This is a genomic window from Serratia sp. PF-27, assembly GCF_030053255.1.
Taxonomy (GTDB): Bacteria; Pseudomonadota; Gammaproteobacteria; order Enterobacterales; family Enterobacteriaceae; genus Serratia; species Serratia bockelmannii.
Map to the genome: position 1 here is coordinate 799801 of NZ_JASGBT010000021.1, position 16091 is coordinate 815891.

The window sequence follows — 16091 nt, forward strand, 5'->3', positions numbered from 1 at the left end:
TGTGGCCACTGACTCACGAGGGAACATGATGACAACACCCAGCATTGGCATTATCGGCGCCGGGCCCGGCGGTCTGTGTCTGGCTCAGGGGCTGAGCCGCTTCGGCATCCACGCCACGGTGTTTGAACGCGACACCACGCCGCAAGCGCGCGATCAGGGCTACCGGCTGCGCATCGATCCGTCTGGCCAGCAGGCGCTGGCCGCCTGCCTGCCGCCGGCGCACTACCGGTTGCTCTGCGCCGGCAGCGCGCAAAACAGCGGCGAGAGCAATCTATGGGATCCGCAGCTTGCCCCGCTCACCGGCCGGCGCCCCGAGCACTGGTTGCCGTCCAGCCAGCGCCAAACGCAAGAACCGAGCGGCGATCTCGGCATTCATCGCCAAACGCTGCGCGAGATCCTGCTTGCCGGCCTGCAAGACCGGGTGCGTTTCGGCCATACCTTGCGTGAATTTGCACAAACGCCGCAGGGCGTGGAGCTACAGTTCGCCAACGGCGAGCAAGTGCGAGTCGATGTGCTGATCGCCGCCGACGGCGTCAACTCGCTGGTGCGGCGGCGCTGCCTGCCCGAGGCGGGGCCCGAAGACAGCGGCGCGGTCACCCTCTACGGCAAAACGCCGCTCGATGCGGCAACCCGGACCCAATTGGCCCCTGAGCTGCTGAACGGCGTATCGGTGATCTTCGCCGACGGCGTATCGCTGGTGATTGAACCGATGCGCTTTCAGGCGCCCATGGCGCAGCTGGCGGCCGACTACGCGCCCGATTGCCGCCTCACGCCGGTCGACGATTATCTCTATTGGGCCTGTATCGGATCGGCTGAACGGCTCGGCGGGCCGACACGGGCGAAGGGAAGCGCAACGCTGCAGGCGCATGTACGGCATATCTCGCAGGGATGGGCGCCCGCCTTGCAAACGGCGTTAGCGCTGGCGGATCCCCTGTCGCTCAGCGTGCGGACGGTGCAGGTTACGGCGGCAATGCCGGAATGGCACAGCGAACGCATCGCCTTTCTCGGCGACGCCGTGCACGCCATGAGCCCGGCGGGCGGGCTTGGCGCCAACACCGCGCTGGCGGACGCCGCCAGCCTGGCGGCGCATCTGGCGCAAGCCGGCAGCGCCGCGCAGGCGCTCAGGGACTACGGTCTGGAACTGCACGTGCGGGGTGCCGCGGCGATACGCCTGTCACGGCTGGCGTCCGAACGGCTGCAGCAAAGCCGTGACGCCGGCAACTCGGCGCCATGACCGTCACTCGATAATTTCCACTACCTCCAGCCAGGCGTTTTTACCGCACGCCTGGCCCCCATTCAGCCAGCGGCGCAGCATATCCAGCGCCAGCATCGCCACCGACTCCTGACGCAGCCGCAGGCCGTGGCGCGACGCACGATAACGCACGGTCTGGCCAATACCGCCGCGCGGCGTGTGCAGCGCAATGCTCACCTGCTCATCGCGCATGGCGCTGACCGCCAACGCCAACGGCGCACCGGTCAACTCCGCCAGCGAGCGGGCGCGGGCCAGCGTCGTTTCCAGCGTTTCGATACAGTGCGCCGGCAGCAGCTCGCCCCCCGCCAGTGGCGCGCCCTCGCTTTGCAGCTGCAGATTGATCAACCCGCCGCTGAATTGCTCGCTCAACGCCAGCTTCAGCCCTTGCTGACTCAGCCGCTGCGTCAACGCCGCCGGCAACCCGACGGTGCCTTCAAAAATGCAGTTGTCCCCCGCCACTTCGCGCACGCGCCGCCATGCCTGCTCCATTTCCGCACGCCGGCTTTCCGGCCCGGTCAGCTTCAGTTCGATAATCGGGCTGGATGAGCGGTAACCCAGCACCACTTCCGGCGGCAGCGGCATGCCATCCAGCTCGGCGGCCAGATCGCTCTCGGAAGTGCCAAACGTCGTCAGGCGCAGGCATAGCGGCGGCGCCGGTAAGGTGAAGCGCTGGCGCAGGCGCGGCACGATCTGCTGTTCGACCATCACTTTGAATTCCGACGGTACACCGGGAGTGAAGAACATCTGACATTTGTTCAGCTGCAATGCGAAACCGCAGGCGGTGCCCACCGGGTTATCCAGCATTTCCGCGTTGGCCGGGATCTGCGCCTGCTTGCGATTGGAAGGAGCCATCGGCCGCCCACGCTCGGTGAAATAGGCTTCCATGCGCGCCAGCCAGTCGGCCCGTTCGACCAGCTCTACGCCACAGGCTTTCGCGGCGGCCAGCGCGCTGAGATCGTCGCTGGTCGGCCCCAGGCCGCCGTTGACGATCAGCACATCGGCGATATGGCTTCGTTCCTGCAGGATCTCGATCAACGCAGAGAGGCTGTCCCCGACCGTTTCACGCCCGCTCATCGGCACCCCCTGCTGGAACAGGTAGTCCGCCAGCCAGGCGGCGTTGGTATCAATAATTTGCCCGTGCAGCACCTCATCGCCGGTGCTGAGCATCTCCACCCTTAACATTGATCTCTCCCACATTTTTTGGTCATTCCACTATAGAAGCCCGTAAATAACTTTTCACTAGCCGCCTGCGGATAATTTCAGCCATGGCTCCGTTTCTCATGTGCCATGCCGGTCCGCGAGATGTAAACATTAGTGTACGGCGTGCGTAACGTCGGTTTGACACAAATTAGGGCTTCCACTATCCTGCCATCCTCATAAATCGTTACCTATAATTTTCAAAATCTTTCGGCTGGTAGAGAAAAAACGTGAAGAATCGCACTCTTGGCAGTGTTTTTATCGTGGCGGGCACCACCATTGGCGCCGGAATGCTGGCGATGCCGCTGGCGGCAGCCGGCGTCGGTTTCGGCGTCACGCTGGCCTTACTGGTCGGGCTGTGGCTGTTGATGTGTTACACCGCGCTGTTACTGGTGGAGGTTTACCAGCATGAGCAGGCGGATACCGGTCTGGGCACGCTCGCCAAACGTTATCTCGGCGGCGGCGGCCAGTGGCTGACCAGCTTTAGCATGATGTTCCTGATGTACGCCCTCACCGCCGCCTATATCAGCGGCGCCGGCGAACTGCTCGCCACCAGCATCAGCCAATGGACGTCACAGGACTTCCCGGTGTCGCTCGGCGTCCTGCTGTTCACCCTGGTGGCCGGCGGCGTGGTGTGCATTGGCACCCACTCGGTCGACTTGTTCAACCGCATCCTGTTCAGCGCGAAAGTGGTGTTTCTGGTGGTGATGCTCGGCCTGATGTTGCCGAATATCCACCAGACCAATCTGATGACGTTGCCGCTGGAGCAAGGCCTGGCGCTGTCGGCCATTCCAGTGATCTTCACCTCTTTCGGCTTCCACGGCAGCGTGCCGAGCATCGTCAACTACATGGGCGGCAACATTCGCAAACTGCGTTGGGTGTTTATCATCGGCAGCGCGATCCCACTGATCGCCTATATCTTCTGGCAGCTGGCGACGTTGGGCAGCATCAGCTCCGACACCTTCGTCGGCATCCTGGCTCAGCAGGCCGGGCTGAATGGCCTGTTGCAGGCGGTGCGTGATGCAGTAGCTTCGCCGCACGTTGAACTGGCGGTGCACCTGTTCGCCGATCTGGCGCTGGCGACCTCGTTCCTCGGCGTGGCGCTTGGGCTGTTCGATTTCCTGGCCGACCTGTTCAAGCGGCAAGATAACGTGCGTGGCCGCCTGCAAACCGGCGCCATCACCTTCTTGCCGCCGCTGGCCTTCGCGCTGTTTTATCCGCGTGGTTTCGTGCTGGCGTTGGGTTTCGCCGCCATCGCCCTGTCGGTGCTGGCGCTGCTGCTGCCTTCGCTGCTGGTGTGGAAAACTCGCCAAAAGCATCAGGCGCAGTACCGCGTCTGGGGCGGCACCCCGGCGCTGGCGTTGGTGTTTGTCTGCGGGGTAACGGTGATCGCCATTCAACTGGGCATCGCCAGCGGCATGCTGCCGGCCGTAGGGTAACGTATTCGGGGGCCGTTTCGGCCCCCGAATCTGTTCAAGCGGGTGGATTAAGAATAGCGTCAATCTGCGCCGCAGTGAGCGACAGACCGAAAAAGTCCCGATAAAAACCTCTCGTCTCTTCCCGCATGTCAATGTCGGCAAAACGCGCCGGGTACAGCGTTTTCGCCAACCATAAAAACTGCAGCGCCTCTTCGCTGGTCTCGCGACACCACCAGAACATCCCCTTCGGATTGACCACGACCCGATGCCGCAAAACGGCATCGATGCCCTGCCATTGCGCAGACGTGCGTATCTCTTCGGCATCGCGCCTGTTCATCGCCACGATCACCTGCGGATTGGCGGCCACGATCTGCTCCAGCGCCACTTCGCCCGCCCCCTCTTTTTTCAGGCCAAACCACGTTTCCGCCACGTTGGCGGCGCCGGCCAGATCCATCCAATCCTGGTTAAGCGACGGCCGCCCTGAGGTGATCAGCGGATTGCCCATGCTGTGATAAACGCGAATGCGCTGCCCTGGCGGCAAATCCTTCAGCCGCTCGGCGACGCGCGCCACATTACGAGAAAAATAGCGCTCGTAAGCCAACGCTTTTTCCTGCGCATCCGGCCCCAGCGCGGCCCCCGTTTTTAACACTCGCTCGCGCAGCGCCGCCATCGAATTGGCTTTAAACGCCAATACGCGCACCCCAGCCCGTTCGAGTAAATCCAATTGCGGCACTTTCATGCTGTCAGGCACAAACAGCAGCCGAGTGCCAAGCGCGATGATTTGTTCCGGATTCAACGCTTGCCCACTATTCACACTCACTACCGGAACGGCGTCAATGCGCGGCAGGCTTTGGCGAAACAGCGGGATCTGTTTCGCGACATTCGAGGTGCCGACGATGTTATCGCCATAACCCAGCATCGCGATGATGGCGTTTTGCGCGGGCCACGGCGAGGCAATGCGCATTTCGCTCGCAGGCGGCGCAGCCCACAAACTGCCGTGCAACAACACGCCAGCCAACAGCCCCCATACGGGCAACGATACGATTCTCATAGCGCCCTCAGAAGTCGAACGTGACAGATGCGCGCACTTCACGGCCGTTGCCGAGAAAGGCGCTCGACGAACCGCCATTGCCATCCGTGCCCGACGGGAAAATAGAGGCCCAGTAATGTTCGTTAGTGACGTTATTGACCGCCAGCCGCCAGGTCGCAGGCACAGAATGAATCCGGGTAACGTAGCGGGCCCCCAGGTCCAGCGTGGTGTAACTGTCAGCCCAGGTGCTGTTGGTGTCGTTCGCCGCTCGCTTGCCGGTATAGTGCACGTTGGCGCTATAGACCCATTGCGGCATCGACGGCAAGCTGTACTCCACCAGCATATTGGCCTGCACCTTCGGCACACCGACCACGCGTTTGTCGCGTGTGCTGTCGGAAACCGTCTCTTTCAGTTGCGGATCGAGCAGAGTGACGCCGCCAAAAAGGCTCAGCCCGTCACCCACGCGCCCAGCGGCCGTCAGCTCCAGGCCATTGTTAACCTGTTCGCCTTGCTCCTTGTACACACGGTCTTCGGCGTCAACATAAGCGAACGGCCGCTTGAGGCGGAACAACGCGGCGCCGAGGTTCATTTCCCCGACGTCGGCTTTCAGGCCAACCTCATACTGCCGGCTGCGGTAGGGTTTGAGCGTCTGCCCTTCGTTCTTCACGCCTTCCCCCAACGGGGCCGTACCGCCTTGCTCCAACGAGTCGGCATAGCTGACATAGGCCATCAGCGTCGGGGTGATTTTGTACATCAACGCCGCATTCGGGCTGAAACCCTGCTGATTGTCTTCTTCGATTTTCTTGCCGTCAGCGCTGTAATTCCGCGTCTGCAACCAGCTTTCGCTTAAATACAGCATCGCCGACCACTGCGGATTGAATGTCAGCGTATCGCCGAACGTCACGCTCTGCTGGCTGTTCTCGCTGGATTTATAGCGCGCGCCGTTCTTGGGGATTTTTCCGTCGCCCGGCTCATGCAGCGCCGACGGATGGTACATATTGTCGATGCCCAAATCGTAGCGCCGGCTGGCCCCCTTGCCGCTGTAGATAGACCAGACGTAGCCCGTCGTAGCGAGCGCCAACTCATGCCCCACCGAACCGGTATCGACATGGCCGTTCAGCGCCAGCGTATTGCTCAACACCCGAAATCGCCCCGAGGCGCTGGAGTCGCTCATCGACCGTTTGATATCGCCGCTGCCGTTGAGCAGAGTGCTGGATACCGAACGCATGGCGCGATCTGCCTGTTGCCACCCTATGCCGCCCGTGACTGACCAATCGTCATTGAAGTAATGAATCAGGCGCGTGCTGAGGGTATCGGTGGTTAAATCGTTGCCCGCCGTCTCGAGCGCCAGGTGTTTATTCTGCGGATTAGGGGCGGAGGGCAACGGAACATTCGGCCCATAGCTGAAGCCGCCGGGGTAACCCTTTTGCAGAAACTCGTAATGGCTGGCGTCCAGCTGCAGCTGCGTGCCCGGCTTGATATTCCAATCGAACGCCACGGCCAACAGCCGACGGCGCAAGGTACTGTCGTCAACGCTGCCTTCGCCCTCTTCGTTGAGGGCATTGATGCGATAGCCAAACATATTGTCGTCGTCGAGATGGCCGCCGAGATCGACGTGGCCGCTGAAGGCGCTGCGGCTCTGATACCCGAGCGTCACCTCGCGTAACGGTTGCGGCGTCGGGCGTTTCGCCACAAAGTTGAACTGCCCGGCCGGGCTCGCAGGGCCATACAACGCACCGGTCAGGCTGTTGAGCACGTCCAGCCGTTCCAGCATTTCAACGGGAAAAGCCGTGGTGGAGACAATGTTCAACCCATCCAGGCGGCTGTTCGCCACCACGCTGCCCTGCATACCGCGGCTTTGAGGCCGCCCGACGTCCATGCCGCCGCGAGCCTGCATCTGCGTACTCGGTGAATATTTCAGCAATTCGGCGACGCTTTTCGCCTGCTGATTATTGATCATCGGTTGGGTCACGGTGGTGGAAGAATAAGGCGTATCGATCCAGGCCCTGGTACCCAGCGGCCCGAGTTCAATCTCCGGCGTTTTAAAACCGGCGCCGGATGCGCTTTCCGTCGCGGGGGATAACGCGTGGCCGGTGACGGTCAACACCTCGTCACGATCGGCCTGCGCCGCAGCGGTATAAGGAAAGAGTGAGGCAAGCAGCGGCATCAGCGCCGCCAGTGGATTTCGGTAAGTCATGACGTCCATATCGTTATATAAATATTTATATTACGTATTTTACGGCATGTGCTCGCCTATGGCGATGCCGATCGTCGAGTCTTTAAATTATTTAATCTTTTGCCATTCAGAGTCCGGATGGATTTCCCGTTGATGGCACAAATAAAAATCCCCCGGCCAAGGACCGAGGGATTCGGAAAACGCGATGGGCCGCAGCCCGTCAGCCGGCCTTAGAAGCTCAGGCCGACACCGACATAAGGTCCATCGGCCAGCGTATTGTCGCGACGCCCGTCTTTGCCTTCCATCTTCATGTAACGGTAGCCCACGTCCACGCTCAGCGGACGGAACTTCCAGCGCAGGCCGCCGCTGGCTTCGTTATAGGCTTTCACGCCGCTGGTGAAAGAGTCAGGCGCAAAGTACCCTTCGCCATGCAGGCTGAAGTAACGGTTGATTTCCCACTCCAGGCCGCCGCCCAGCGCGACCGCCCCGCCGCTCTTCCCGTCTTTCGGGCTGAGGTACAGCGCTTTGGCGCCCACGGTCGCCGTCAACGGCCCCAGCGGCACGCCGAAGTTCAGGCCCACGCTGCCGACGTTGCCGTCGTGGTCGCTGCGCGCCCAGTTGCCGGTCAGGCCCAGACCTGAAGAGCCGGTGCTCATACCAACGCCCAGGTTGGTGTAGTGTTGCCCGGCTTCGCCCGACACGCTGATGGCGTTCGCCGCGCCGGTCACAAACAGCAATCCTGCCGCGCACGCGACCCAAGTCTTTTTCATCATCTTTCCCTCTGGTTTGTCATCCGTACTGAATGATCGAATCAACGCATAATAATAACGTCATGAGTCTATACCAAAGCGCAATGAGTATTTAAGGGATAAAAGCGAAAAAATTCTTCAATAATCAAATAAATGTAAAAATTTGCAAACAAAAATCCATATTCGTCAAGGCGATGCCAACGATAACCGAGACCTATTTGCCGTCGCTCGGCAATAGGGCTACAACTAGTAGTGGCTTTGACCAAGGTCAGGGGAAGAAGCCCCGCCAAAGGACTATGCTGATGAACGCTTAAACCGCCCGAGTCTTTACTTAACTGCACTACGATAAGGAGCAAGTGATGAGCAAGAAAGGACTGACCACCGCAGCCGGCGCCCCGGTTGTCGATAACAATAACGTGATCACCGCAGGCAAACGCGGCCCGATGCTGTTGCAGGACGTGTGGTTCCTGGAAAAACTGGCCCACTTCGACCGTGAAGTCATCCCCGAACGCCGCATGCACGCCAAGGGTTCCGGCGCCTACGGCACCTTTACCGTCACCCATGACATCACCCGCTACACGCGCGCCAAGATCTTCTCCGAAATCGGCAAACAGACCGACATGTTTATCCGCTTCTCCACCGTCGCCGGTGAGCGCGGCGCGGCCGACGCCGAGCGCGACATTCGCGGTTTCGCCATGAAGTTCTATACCGAAGAAGGCAACTGGGATTTGGTGGGTAACGATACGCCGGTGTTCTATCTGCGCGATCCGCTGAAATTCCCCGATCTCAACCACGTGGTGAAACGCGATCCGCATACCAACCTGCGCAACCCAGTCTACAAGTGGGACTTCTTCTCCCACCTGCCGGAGTCGCTGCACCAGCTGACCATCGACTTCAGCGATCGCGGCATTCCGAAATCCTACCGTCACATGCACGGTTTCGGCAGCCACACCTTCAGCTTTATCAATGCCGCCAACGAACGTTTCTGGGTGAAATTCCACTTCCGCTGCGAGCAAGGCATTGAAAACCTGATGGATGAAGAAGCGGAAGCGATCATCGCCAAGGATCGCGAAAGCTCACAGCGCGATCTGTTCGATGCGATCAAACGCGGCGACTTCCCGCGCTGGAAGCTGCAGATCCAGATCATGCCGGAGCATGAAGCCTCGCAGACGCCATACAACCCGTTCGACCTAACCAAGGTGTGGCCGCACGGCGACTACCCGCTGATCGACGTCGGCTATTTCGAGCTGAACCGCAACCCCGACAACTACTTCTCAGAGGTTGAGCAGGTGGCGATGAACCCCGCCAACGTGGTGCCGGGCATCAGTTTCTCGCCGGATAAAATGCTGCAGGGCCGCCTGTTCTCCTATGGCGATGCGCACCGCTACCGCCTGGGCGTCAACCACCACCAGATCCCGGTGAACGGCGCCAAATGCCCGTTCCACAACTACCATCGCGACGGCGCGATGCGCGTGGACGGCAACAGCGGCAACGGCGCCACCTACGAACCGAACAGCTTCGGCCTGTTCCAGGAGCAGCCGGACTTCAGCGAGCCGCCGCTGAGCATTGAGGGCGCGGCCGACCACTGGAATCATCGTGAAGACGACGATTACTACAGCCAGCCGCGCGCGCTGTTCAACCTGCTGAGCGCCGAAGAGCACCAGCGCATGTTCACCCGCATCGCCGGCGAACTGTCGCAGGTGCCGGAACACATCCAGCGCCGTCAGGTCGAGCTGTTCACCAAGGTGCACCCCGACTACGGCGCCGGCGTCGCCAAGGCGTTGGGGCTGAAATAATCCCCCTGCATCATTCACTCAGCCGCCCTTTCGGGCGGCTTTTTTTATGCCGGACGCAGGCGCTCCGCCACCCATACCTGCAACCGGCGGCGCGAAATCTTGATGCCGCCGTTTTTCAGCTCGTCAGGCAGCGGAAGCAATGCCGTCGGGCGTTGGAAATTGGCGAGCTTATCCTGCGACCAGGCGAGCAGCGTCGCCAGCGACAGCGACGGATCGCCATCGATTACCGCCACCGGCCGCTGGCCGAACTCGGCGTCCGCCACCGGCACCACAAACGCTTGCGATATCTGCGGATGCGCCGCCAGCACGCGTTCGATATCTTCCGGCTGCACCCCTTCGCCACCGCTGAAAAACAGGTTGTCCAGCCGGCCGAGAATGCGTAGCTCCCCCTCGATCATCGCGCCGCGATCGCGGGTCGGGAACCAGCCCTGTTCATCGGCCAACGGCTGCAGATGGCCATGACGCCAGTAGCCAAGCGCCAGGCTGTCGGCGCGGATCCAGACCTCTTCATCCACCAGTTTTACCTCGCGGCCGCCGAGCGGCAGGCCGACACCCGGCCGCGCATCGGCGCGCTTGGCGCACACCGTGGAGGCCAGTTCGGTCAGCCCGTAGCCGCACCAGCAACGGATCCCCGCCGCCTCCGCCCGCTCGGTCAGTTCCACCGGGATCATCGCGCCGCCGAGCAGCACCGCCTTCAGCGTCATGTCCGCCAGCGGTTGCGCTAGCAGCCGCCACAGCTGGGTCGGCACCAACGAGGCATGCGTGCATCCCGCCAACGCCTCGTTCAGCGGGTGCATCTCGCGCACCGCCAACCGGGCGCCCGCCGCCAGCCAGCGCCAGACAATGCCCTGTCCGGAGACGTGAAACAGCGGCAATGACAGCAGCCAGCAATCTTCGCGCTGAAACGCCATCAGCCCCAACACCCCGGCGGCGCAGGCCAGATGGTTGGCATAGCTGTGCGCGGCCGCTTTCGGCATGCCGCTGGAGCCCGAGGTCAGCGTCAGCGTCGCCAGACGGTGCGCATCCCACGTAGGCAGGTCTGGCCAACGCGGCTCGGTCGAAGGCGGGGTCAATCGAATCACGTCTTCCGGCAGCGCCAGCAACGAGTCCGGACCGAAGACAAAGGTCATATCCAATTCCGGCAACAGCTGCGCCAGCAGCGGCGTCGGCAAGGCGGGATTGAGCGGCAATAGGCGTGCGCCGCACTGCAACAGCGCCAGATAGGCCAGCAGCAGCGGATAGCTGTTTTTACCGCACAGCGCCACGCCGCAGCCCGGTTCAACGCCCTGATGCTGGAAATCCGCCGCCAGCTCATCCACCTGGCTCTGCAACGCCAGCCAGCTCAGCGGCCGTTCGCCGAGCATCAGCGCCGTCGCCTGCGGCTGAGTGCGCGCCCAGTGTCGCCACGGCCAATCGTTCAACGGCGCCATAGGCACTCCAACGCCGAGACATCCAGCAGCGGCAACGCGCTGCCCGGCCACGGGCGCAGCACCTGCGCCTGCATCAACCCCAGCGTATCCAGCCCCGGCACGGTGTCCGGCGTCAGCCAATGGGCGATGCGCGCCAGTTGGGTCAACCCCAGGCTGGATTCGAGGCTGGAGCTGATCACCGCCGTCAGGCCCGCCGCGTGCGCCTGCGCCACCAGCGTCTGGCAACGCGCCAGGCTGCCGACCAGCGTCGGCTTGATCACGATGGCCGCCACGCCCGGCTCGGCCTGCACCACAAAGTCCGCCTCCCGCACGCTCTCATCCCAGGCGATGGCGATACCGGTCGCCCGGGCGAAGTCGCGCGATTCATCACGGGTCTTGCAGGGCTCTTCCAGGAAGGCGATACGATCGCGCCATGCCGGGTTAACATACCTGGCGAAGCTGTCGGCCTTGGCGCGGGTCCAGCTGCGGTTGGCGTCCAGCCGCAGCCGCAGATCCGGCAGCGCCTCCAGCAACACGTTGACGATCATGCCGTCCCGCACCGCCTCATACAGCCCCACCTTCACCTTGGCGACTTTCTCGCCCGGCAAAGCGCTCAATGTCTCGAACAGCTCATCCGGATCGCCGGTGCACAGCGGCGCCTTGCGAAAATCCGCCTGCATCGGCAAACGCTGCTCCAGCTCGGCCTGCGCACAGCTGAGCCCAAAGGCCACCGAGGGCAACGCGCTGTGCTCCGGTTCGTTGCCCGCCAACCAGGCCTGCAGCCAGCCCAACGCGGCCTGTTCGGCCTGCGCCGGCGTTTCCCGGCTGAATTCCGGCAGCGGCGCGATCTCGCCCCAACCTTCACGCTCGCCCTGACACAGCTGCACCACCCACCCGTCACGCGTTTTCAACCGTTGATTGCGCAGCACCACGCCCGCCTCCATCGGCAGGCTGTAACGGTATAGCGCCGCGCTGCGGTTTGTTCCGCTCATTACGGGTTACGCTTGAATTTGCTGAAGTCCGGTTGGCGCTTCTCGTTGAACGCGTTGCGCCCTTCCTGCCCTTCGTCGGTCATGTAGAACAGCATGGTGGCGTTGCCCGCCAGCTCCTGCAAACCGGCCTGGCCGTCGCAGTCGGCATTCAGCGCCGCCTTCAGACAGCGCAGTGCCATCGGGCTGTTCTGCAGCATTTCGCGGCACCAGCGCACCGTCTCTTTTTCCAGTTCGGCCAGCGGCACCACGGTATTGACCAGGCCCATGTCTAGTGCGGCGGCGGCATCGTATTGGCGGCACAGGAACCAAATTTCGCGCGCCTTCTTCTGGCCGACGATGCGCGCCATGTAAGACGCGCCCCAGCCGCCGTCGAACGAGCCCACTTTCGGACCGGTCTGGCCGAAGATGGCGTTATCCGCCGCGATGGTCAGATCGCACATCATGTGCAGCACGTGGCCGCCGCCGATCGAATAGCCGGCCACCATCGCTACCACCGGCTTCGGGCAGGTGCGGATCTGGCGTTGGAAGTCCAGCACGTTGAGGTGGTGTACGCCGCTGTCGTCGCGATAGCCGCCGTAGTCGCCGCGCACTTTCTGATCGCCGCCGGAGCAGAAGGCCTTATCGCCGGCGCCGGTCAGAATAATGACGCCGATGCCGTCGTCGTAACGGGCGTTGGCCAGCGCGTCGATCATCTCTTTGACCGTTTGCGGGCGGAACGCGTTGCGCACCTGCGGCCGGTTAATGGTGATTTTGGCGATGCCGTCGGCGGATTTGTGATACAGGATGTCTTCGAAATCGCCGGTGCAATCCTGCCAGGCGATAGCGGCATACAGGTGTTCTTCATTCGGATAAAGCATGTTCGGTTCCTTTAACCAGGGTTAACGAGAAATGTCTGCAGCTCTGCGACGAAATCCTGCGGATTGGCCAGATGCGCGTTGTGGCCGGCCTGCGGCACGATGCGCAACGGCAACCCGGCGTCGCGCGCCAGCCGTTGAAATTTGGGGTCGTTCTCACCGCACAGCACCCGCAGCGGCACGGTCAGTTGGCGCAGCTGCGGCGCCAGATAAGGCTGCCGCCCGAGCGAGGTGGCTTCGAGCATGTCGGCAATCGCCGGGCCGCTGTTGACCGAACGCGCGGCGATCAACGCCTGGCGGTGCACATGGCTAAGCTCTTTGAACACCGGCTGCTGATACCAGTCCGCCAGGACTTCGGCAATCGGCTCACTGCGAAAACGCGCCGCCCATCGTGCATCCTGCTCGCAACGATCGCGGCGCTGTTGTTCGTCCTCCAGCCCCGGATTGCCACCCTCGACGATCACCCCTTGCAGGCCGTCATGGCGGCCGTGGCAAGCGTGATACATGGCGATGCGCCCGCCGAGCGAGTAGCCCACCAGCCAATAACGTTCAATATTGCGCAGTTGCAGGGTCGCGGCGATTTGCGCGCTGATGTCGTCGAAGCCGCGGCAGCCCACCGCCACGGAATCGCCGTGGCCGGGCAGATCGATGGCCAGCGACGGCCATTCCGGGCAGCGCGCGGCGATCACCCGCCATTCATTGTTGTTGCCGAGCAGGCCGTGCAGCCACACCAGCCACGGGCGGCCCGCTTCGCCCTGTTGCAAAATTCGCGTCGCCAGCATCATTGCACCGCCATCTGTTGTACCAGGTATTGCAGGCTTTCGGCCCCTTCACTCGGCGACACCTGCAGTTCTATCAGCGTGGCGCCGCCGCGCCGCCAGCCTTGCTCAACCGCTTGTTGCAGCTGGCTCCAGTTCTCCGGCCGCGCGTAGTCAAGCTGGAACATCGCCGCCGCATGGCTGAACTCGACGTTCTGCGGCATGCAGTAAAAGCGCTGACGATCTTCTTCTGGCGTCGGCAGCAGCGAGAAAATTTGGCCACCGTTGTTATTGACGACGATCAGCACCGTCGGCGCCGAGCAGTGGCGCAGCAGCGCCAGCGCATTGAGGTCATACAGTGCGGAAAGGTCGCCCACCACCGCCAACGTTGGCCTGGCGGTGGCACGTTGTACGCCGGCGGCGGTGGAAATCAGACCGTCGATACCGCTGGCGCCACGGTTGCTGAATACCGGGTAAGCGACGGGCAATGGCGTTAACGCGTCGATCAGTCGCACCACCAGGCTGTTGCCGAGAAACAGCTGGCCGTTCTCCGGCAACAGTTCCGGCAGGCGGTGCGCCAGCTGCGCTTCGCCAAAGTTATCGTACAGATGCGTGGACGCCGCCGTCAGCGCCTTATCCGCCAGCGCAGCCAGCCCGGCGGCCCACGGCGCGCGCGGCTGCGCCGGATGCTGCGCCAACCACTGCGCCACGCCGGCGCGCAGGCGCCGCCCCCGGTGCTGGGCCGGATCGAGCCGCCCCGGCAGCTCGTCGATGACCCAATACTCTTCCGGCCGGCACTGCGCCTGCCACTGCAGCAGGCGTTTGCCGGTCAAGCTGCCGCCGAACTGCACCACCAGCTGCGCGTCTTGCAACAGGCGCTGCGCCTGCGGATGCGCGAGCCATAAATCGGCACAGGGCAGCGGTTGCCCGGTCTGCGACAGTACATCGCCGATCAGTGGCCAACCCAGCGTTTCGGCCCATTCCGCCACCTGTGCGCCCTCTTGTGCGCTCATGCGGCCGGCGAGCACCACGCCGCGCTTTTGTCGCCAGAAAAACCAGTCCGGCTGCGGCAATGGCACTGCATGCGTCTCGCTTTCCTGCAGCCACGGACGATCGCTCTGCCACCAGTCGCCCAGCGCGGCGGACCATTCGGCATAGTGACGCTCATCGCCGCCGTACAGCGGTTCGGCGAACGGGCAGTTGATATGCAAAGCGCCATGCTGCAAGCGCGCCATCGCGCTGTCGACGCTGGAGGCCAGCCACGCGGCCGGAATATCCGGCGTCGGACGCGGCAGATCGATCGCCAGCGTCGGGTGGCTGCTGTAGAGGCCGTTTTGACGGATCGCCTGATTGGCGCCGCAGTCGATCAGTTCCGGCGGCCGATCGGCGGTGAGAAACACCAGCCGTTCACCGGTCAGGCCGGCTTCGATTAAAGCCGGGTAAAGGTTCGCCGCCGCGGTGCCGGACGTGACGATCACCGCCACCGGCTCACGCGCCGCCTTCGCCAGCCCGAGTGCCAGATGACCGAGCCCGCGCTCATCAAAATGGGTATGGCAGATAAACGATCGGTTGGCCGCGGCGGCCAGCGTCAGCGGCGTGGAGCGCGATCCCGGAGCGATACAAACATGCCGCACCCCATGGCGGGCCAGCGCCTCGAGCAGCACAGCCGCCCACCGGCGATTAAAAACACTTGTCGACATAGTTCGCTCACAAGTCAGTTAGCAGAGATCGTCTCCGACGCAGCCGACAGACGCCGCGCCTGTAGTTACGCTCTGTATTATATGAGGTGTTATTTTCACGGCTTTTGCGCCAGCGCAAGAACACCGTATATCCCTGGGTGTTTACACCAGATAATTATTTGATTTAGAACAAAAAACAAACAATAAATACACAAACACTTTACACTTGCGGCGGCGTCGGCTCAATCCGTCCATATAAAAACAAGGGAAATAGGGGTGCTCCAACGGCGGCTAGCGGGAAGTATAGGCAGGATAAGGAAAAGCTTTCGGTAAAACGGCGGAATGAACAACACAGTCTGAAGAAAAACACGGGGCGGCCTGCGCCGCCCCGATGGCATGGTTTATTTGCGAGCCAGCAACAATCCCAGCACCAGCCCGACGGTGGCGCCGATGCCCACGCTGTGCCAGGGTTTGTCCCGCACGTAGTCGTCGGTGCGGTGCACCGCTTCTTTGGCGCGCGCATAGTAAGATTCGCCGGTGTTCGCCCAGCGCGCCTTGACCTCACTCAGCGCCTGCTCGGCGTGCGACTTGATGTCGATGTAGGCCTGATCCGCGCGATCGCCGGTGTATTGCAGCACTTCTTCCAGCGTCTCGGTCAGCATTCTCAGATCGTCATCCAGCGTAGTTTGCTCAGCATCCGTATGTCTTGCCATCGTGAGATCTCCGTGGTTGAAAAATTAAGCGTTCCTACACTATAGACAAGGATCGCCGCCTGCGGCCA

General features: G+C 62.3%; 13 protein-coding genes. 3 read left to right on the plus strand and 10 right to left on the minus strand.

Translation table 11 applies throughout. The features are described from left to right. Window positions 1-25 precede the first annotated feature (25 nt). Window positions 26-1234 carry an FAD-dependent oxidoreductase gene (locus tag QMZ29_RS18805; RefSeq protein ID WP_282980817.1) on the plus strand — a complete coding sequence of 403 codons (1209 nt, stop codon included), beginning with the start codon at window positions 26-28 and terminating at the stop codon, window positions 1232-1234. 3 nt (window positions 1235-1237) lie between these two features. Here QMZ29_RS18805 and QMZ29_RS18810 read toward each other — a convergent pair whose 3' ends face one another. Then, on the minus strand, window positions 1238-2434 hold the full coding sequence (locus QMZ29_RS18810; RefSeq protein ID WP_261426193.1) for a nicotinamide mononucleotide deamidase-related protein YfaY: 1197 nt from the start codon (window positions 2432-2434) through the stop codon (window positions 1238-1240). Window positions 2435-2679: 245 nt separating this feature from the next. Between QMZ29_RS18810 and tyrP the strand changes: the two genes are divergently transcribed. Further along, the gene (gene tyrP, locus QMZ29_RS18815; protein ID WP_004935940.1) at window positions 2680-3888 is read left to right on the plus strand and encodes a tyrosine transporter TyrP; all 1209 of its coding nucleotides are present in this window, start codon (window positions 2680-2682) and stop codon (window positions 3886-3888) included. 34 nt (window positions 3889-3922) lie between these two features. On the opposite strand, the gene QMZ29_RS18820 is transcribed toward tyrP, so the two are convergent. The 3 genes from QMZ29_RS18820 to QMZ29_RS18830 all read right to left on the minus strand — a co-directional run bounded on the left by QMZ29_RS18820 (window position 3923) and on the right by QMZ29_RS18830 (window position 7843). After that, the gene (locus tag QMZ29_RS18820; protein WP_147824050.1) at window positions 3923-4918 is read right to left on the minus strand and encodes an ABC transporter substrate-binding protein; all 996 of its coding nucleotides are present in this window, start codon (window positions 4916-4918) and stop codon (window positions 3923-3925) included. A gap of 7 nt (window positions 4919-4925) precedes the next feature. Next, window positions 4926-7103, minus strand: coding sequence for a TonB-dependent receptor (locus QMZ29_RS18825; RefSeq protein ID WP_147824051.1), 2178 nt, complete (start codon window positions 7101-7103; stop codon window positions 4926-4928). Window positions 7104-7303: 200 nt separating this feature from the next. Next, window positions 7304-7843: a YfaZ family outer membrane protein gene (locus QMZ29_RS18830; protein WP_141967611.1), complete on the minus strand. Its 540-nt coding sequence runs from the start codon at window positions 7841-7843 to the stop codon at window positions 7304-7306. Window positions 7844-8181: 338 nt separating this feature from the next. Here QMZ29_RS18830 and katA point away from each other — a divergent pair, with 338 nt between their 5' ends. Next, complete coding sequence (katA, locus tag QMZ29_RS18835; protein WP_025303647.1) at window positions 8182-9618, plus strand: catalase KatA; 1437 nt, start codon at window positions 8182-8184, stop codon at window positions 9616-9618. A gap of 44 nt (window positions 9619-9662) precedes the next feature. Here the strand turns inward: katA and menE are convergent, their stop codons facing one another. From menE to elaB, 6 genes are all read right to left on the minus strand, one after another. Further along, window positions 9663-11048, minus strand: a complete 1386-nt coding sequence (menE, locus tag QMZ29_RS18840) for an o-succinylbenzoate--CoA ligase (protein ID WP_261426192.1) — start codon at window positions 11046-11048, stop codon at window positions 9663-9665. Next, the gene (gene menC, locus QMZ29_RS18845) at window positions 11036-12019 is read right to left on the minus strand and encodes an o-succinylbenzoate synthase (protein WP_149570087.1); all 984 of its coding nucleotides are present in this window, start codon (window positions 12017-12019) and stop codon (window positions 11036-11038) included. Before menC ends, menE begins: the two co-directional genes overlap by 13 nt. Continuing rightward, window positions 12019-12876, minus strand: a complete 858-nt coding sequence (gene menB, locus QMZ29_RS18850; protein ID WP_043136531.1) for a 1,4-dihydroxy-2-naphthoyl-CoA synthase — start codon at window positions 12874-12876, stop codon at window positions 12019-12021. Before menB ends, menC begins: the two co-directional genes overlap by 1 nt. A gap of 11 nt (window positions 12877-12887) precedes the next feature. Next, window positions 12888-13658 carry a 2-succinyl-6-hydroxy-2,4-cyclohexadiene-1-carboxylate synthase gene (menH, locus tag QMZ29_RS18855; protein ID WP_141998576.1) on the minus strand — a complete coding sequence of 257 codons (771 nt, stop codon included), beginning with the start codon at window positions 13656-13658 and terminating at the stop codon, window positions 12888-12890. After that, the gene (gene menD, locus QMZ29_RS18860; RefSeq protein ID WP_025303652.1) at window positions 13655-15331 is read right to left on the minus strand and encodes a 2-succinyl-5-enolpyruvyl-6-hydroxy-3-cyclohexene-1-carboxylic-acid synthase; all 1677 of its coding nucleotides are present in this window, start codon (window positions 15329-15331) and stop codon (window positions 13655-13657) included. The genes menH and menD overlap by 4 nt, the downstream gene beginning before the upstream one ends. Before the next feature lie 380 nt (window positions 15332-15711). Further along, the gene (gene elaB, locus QMZ29_RS18865) at window positions 15712-16023 is read right to left on the minus strand and encodes a stress response protein ElaB (protein ID WP_025303653.1); all 312 of its coding nucleotides are present in this window, start codon (window positions 16021-16023) and stop codon (window positions 15712-15714) included. Window positions 16024-16091 lie beyond the last annotated feature (68 nt).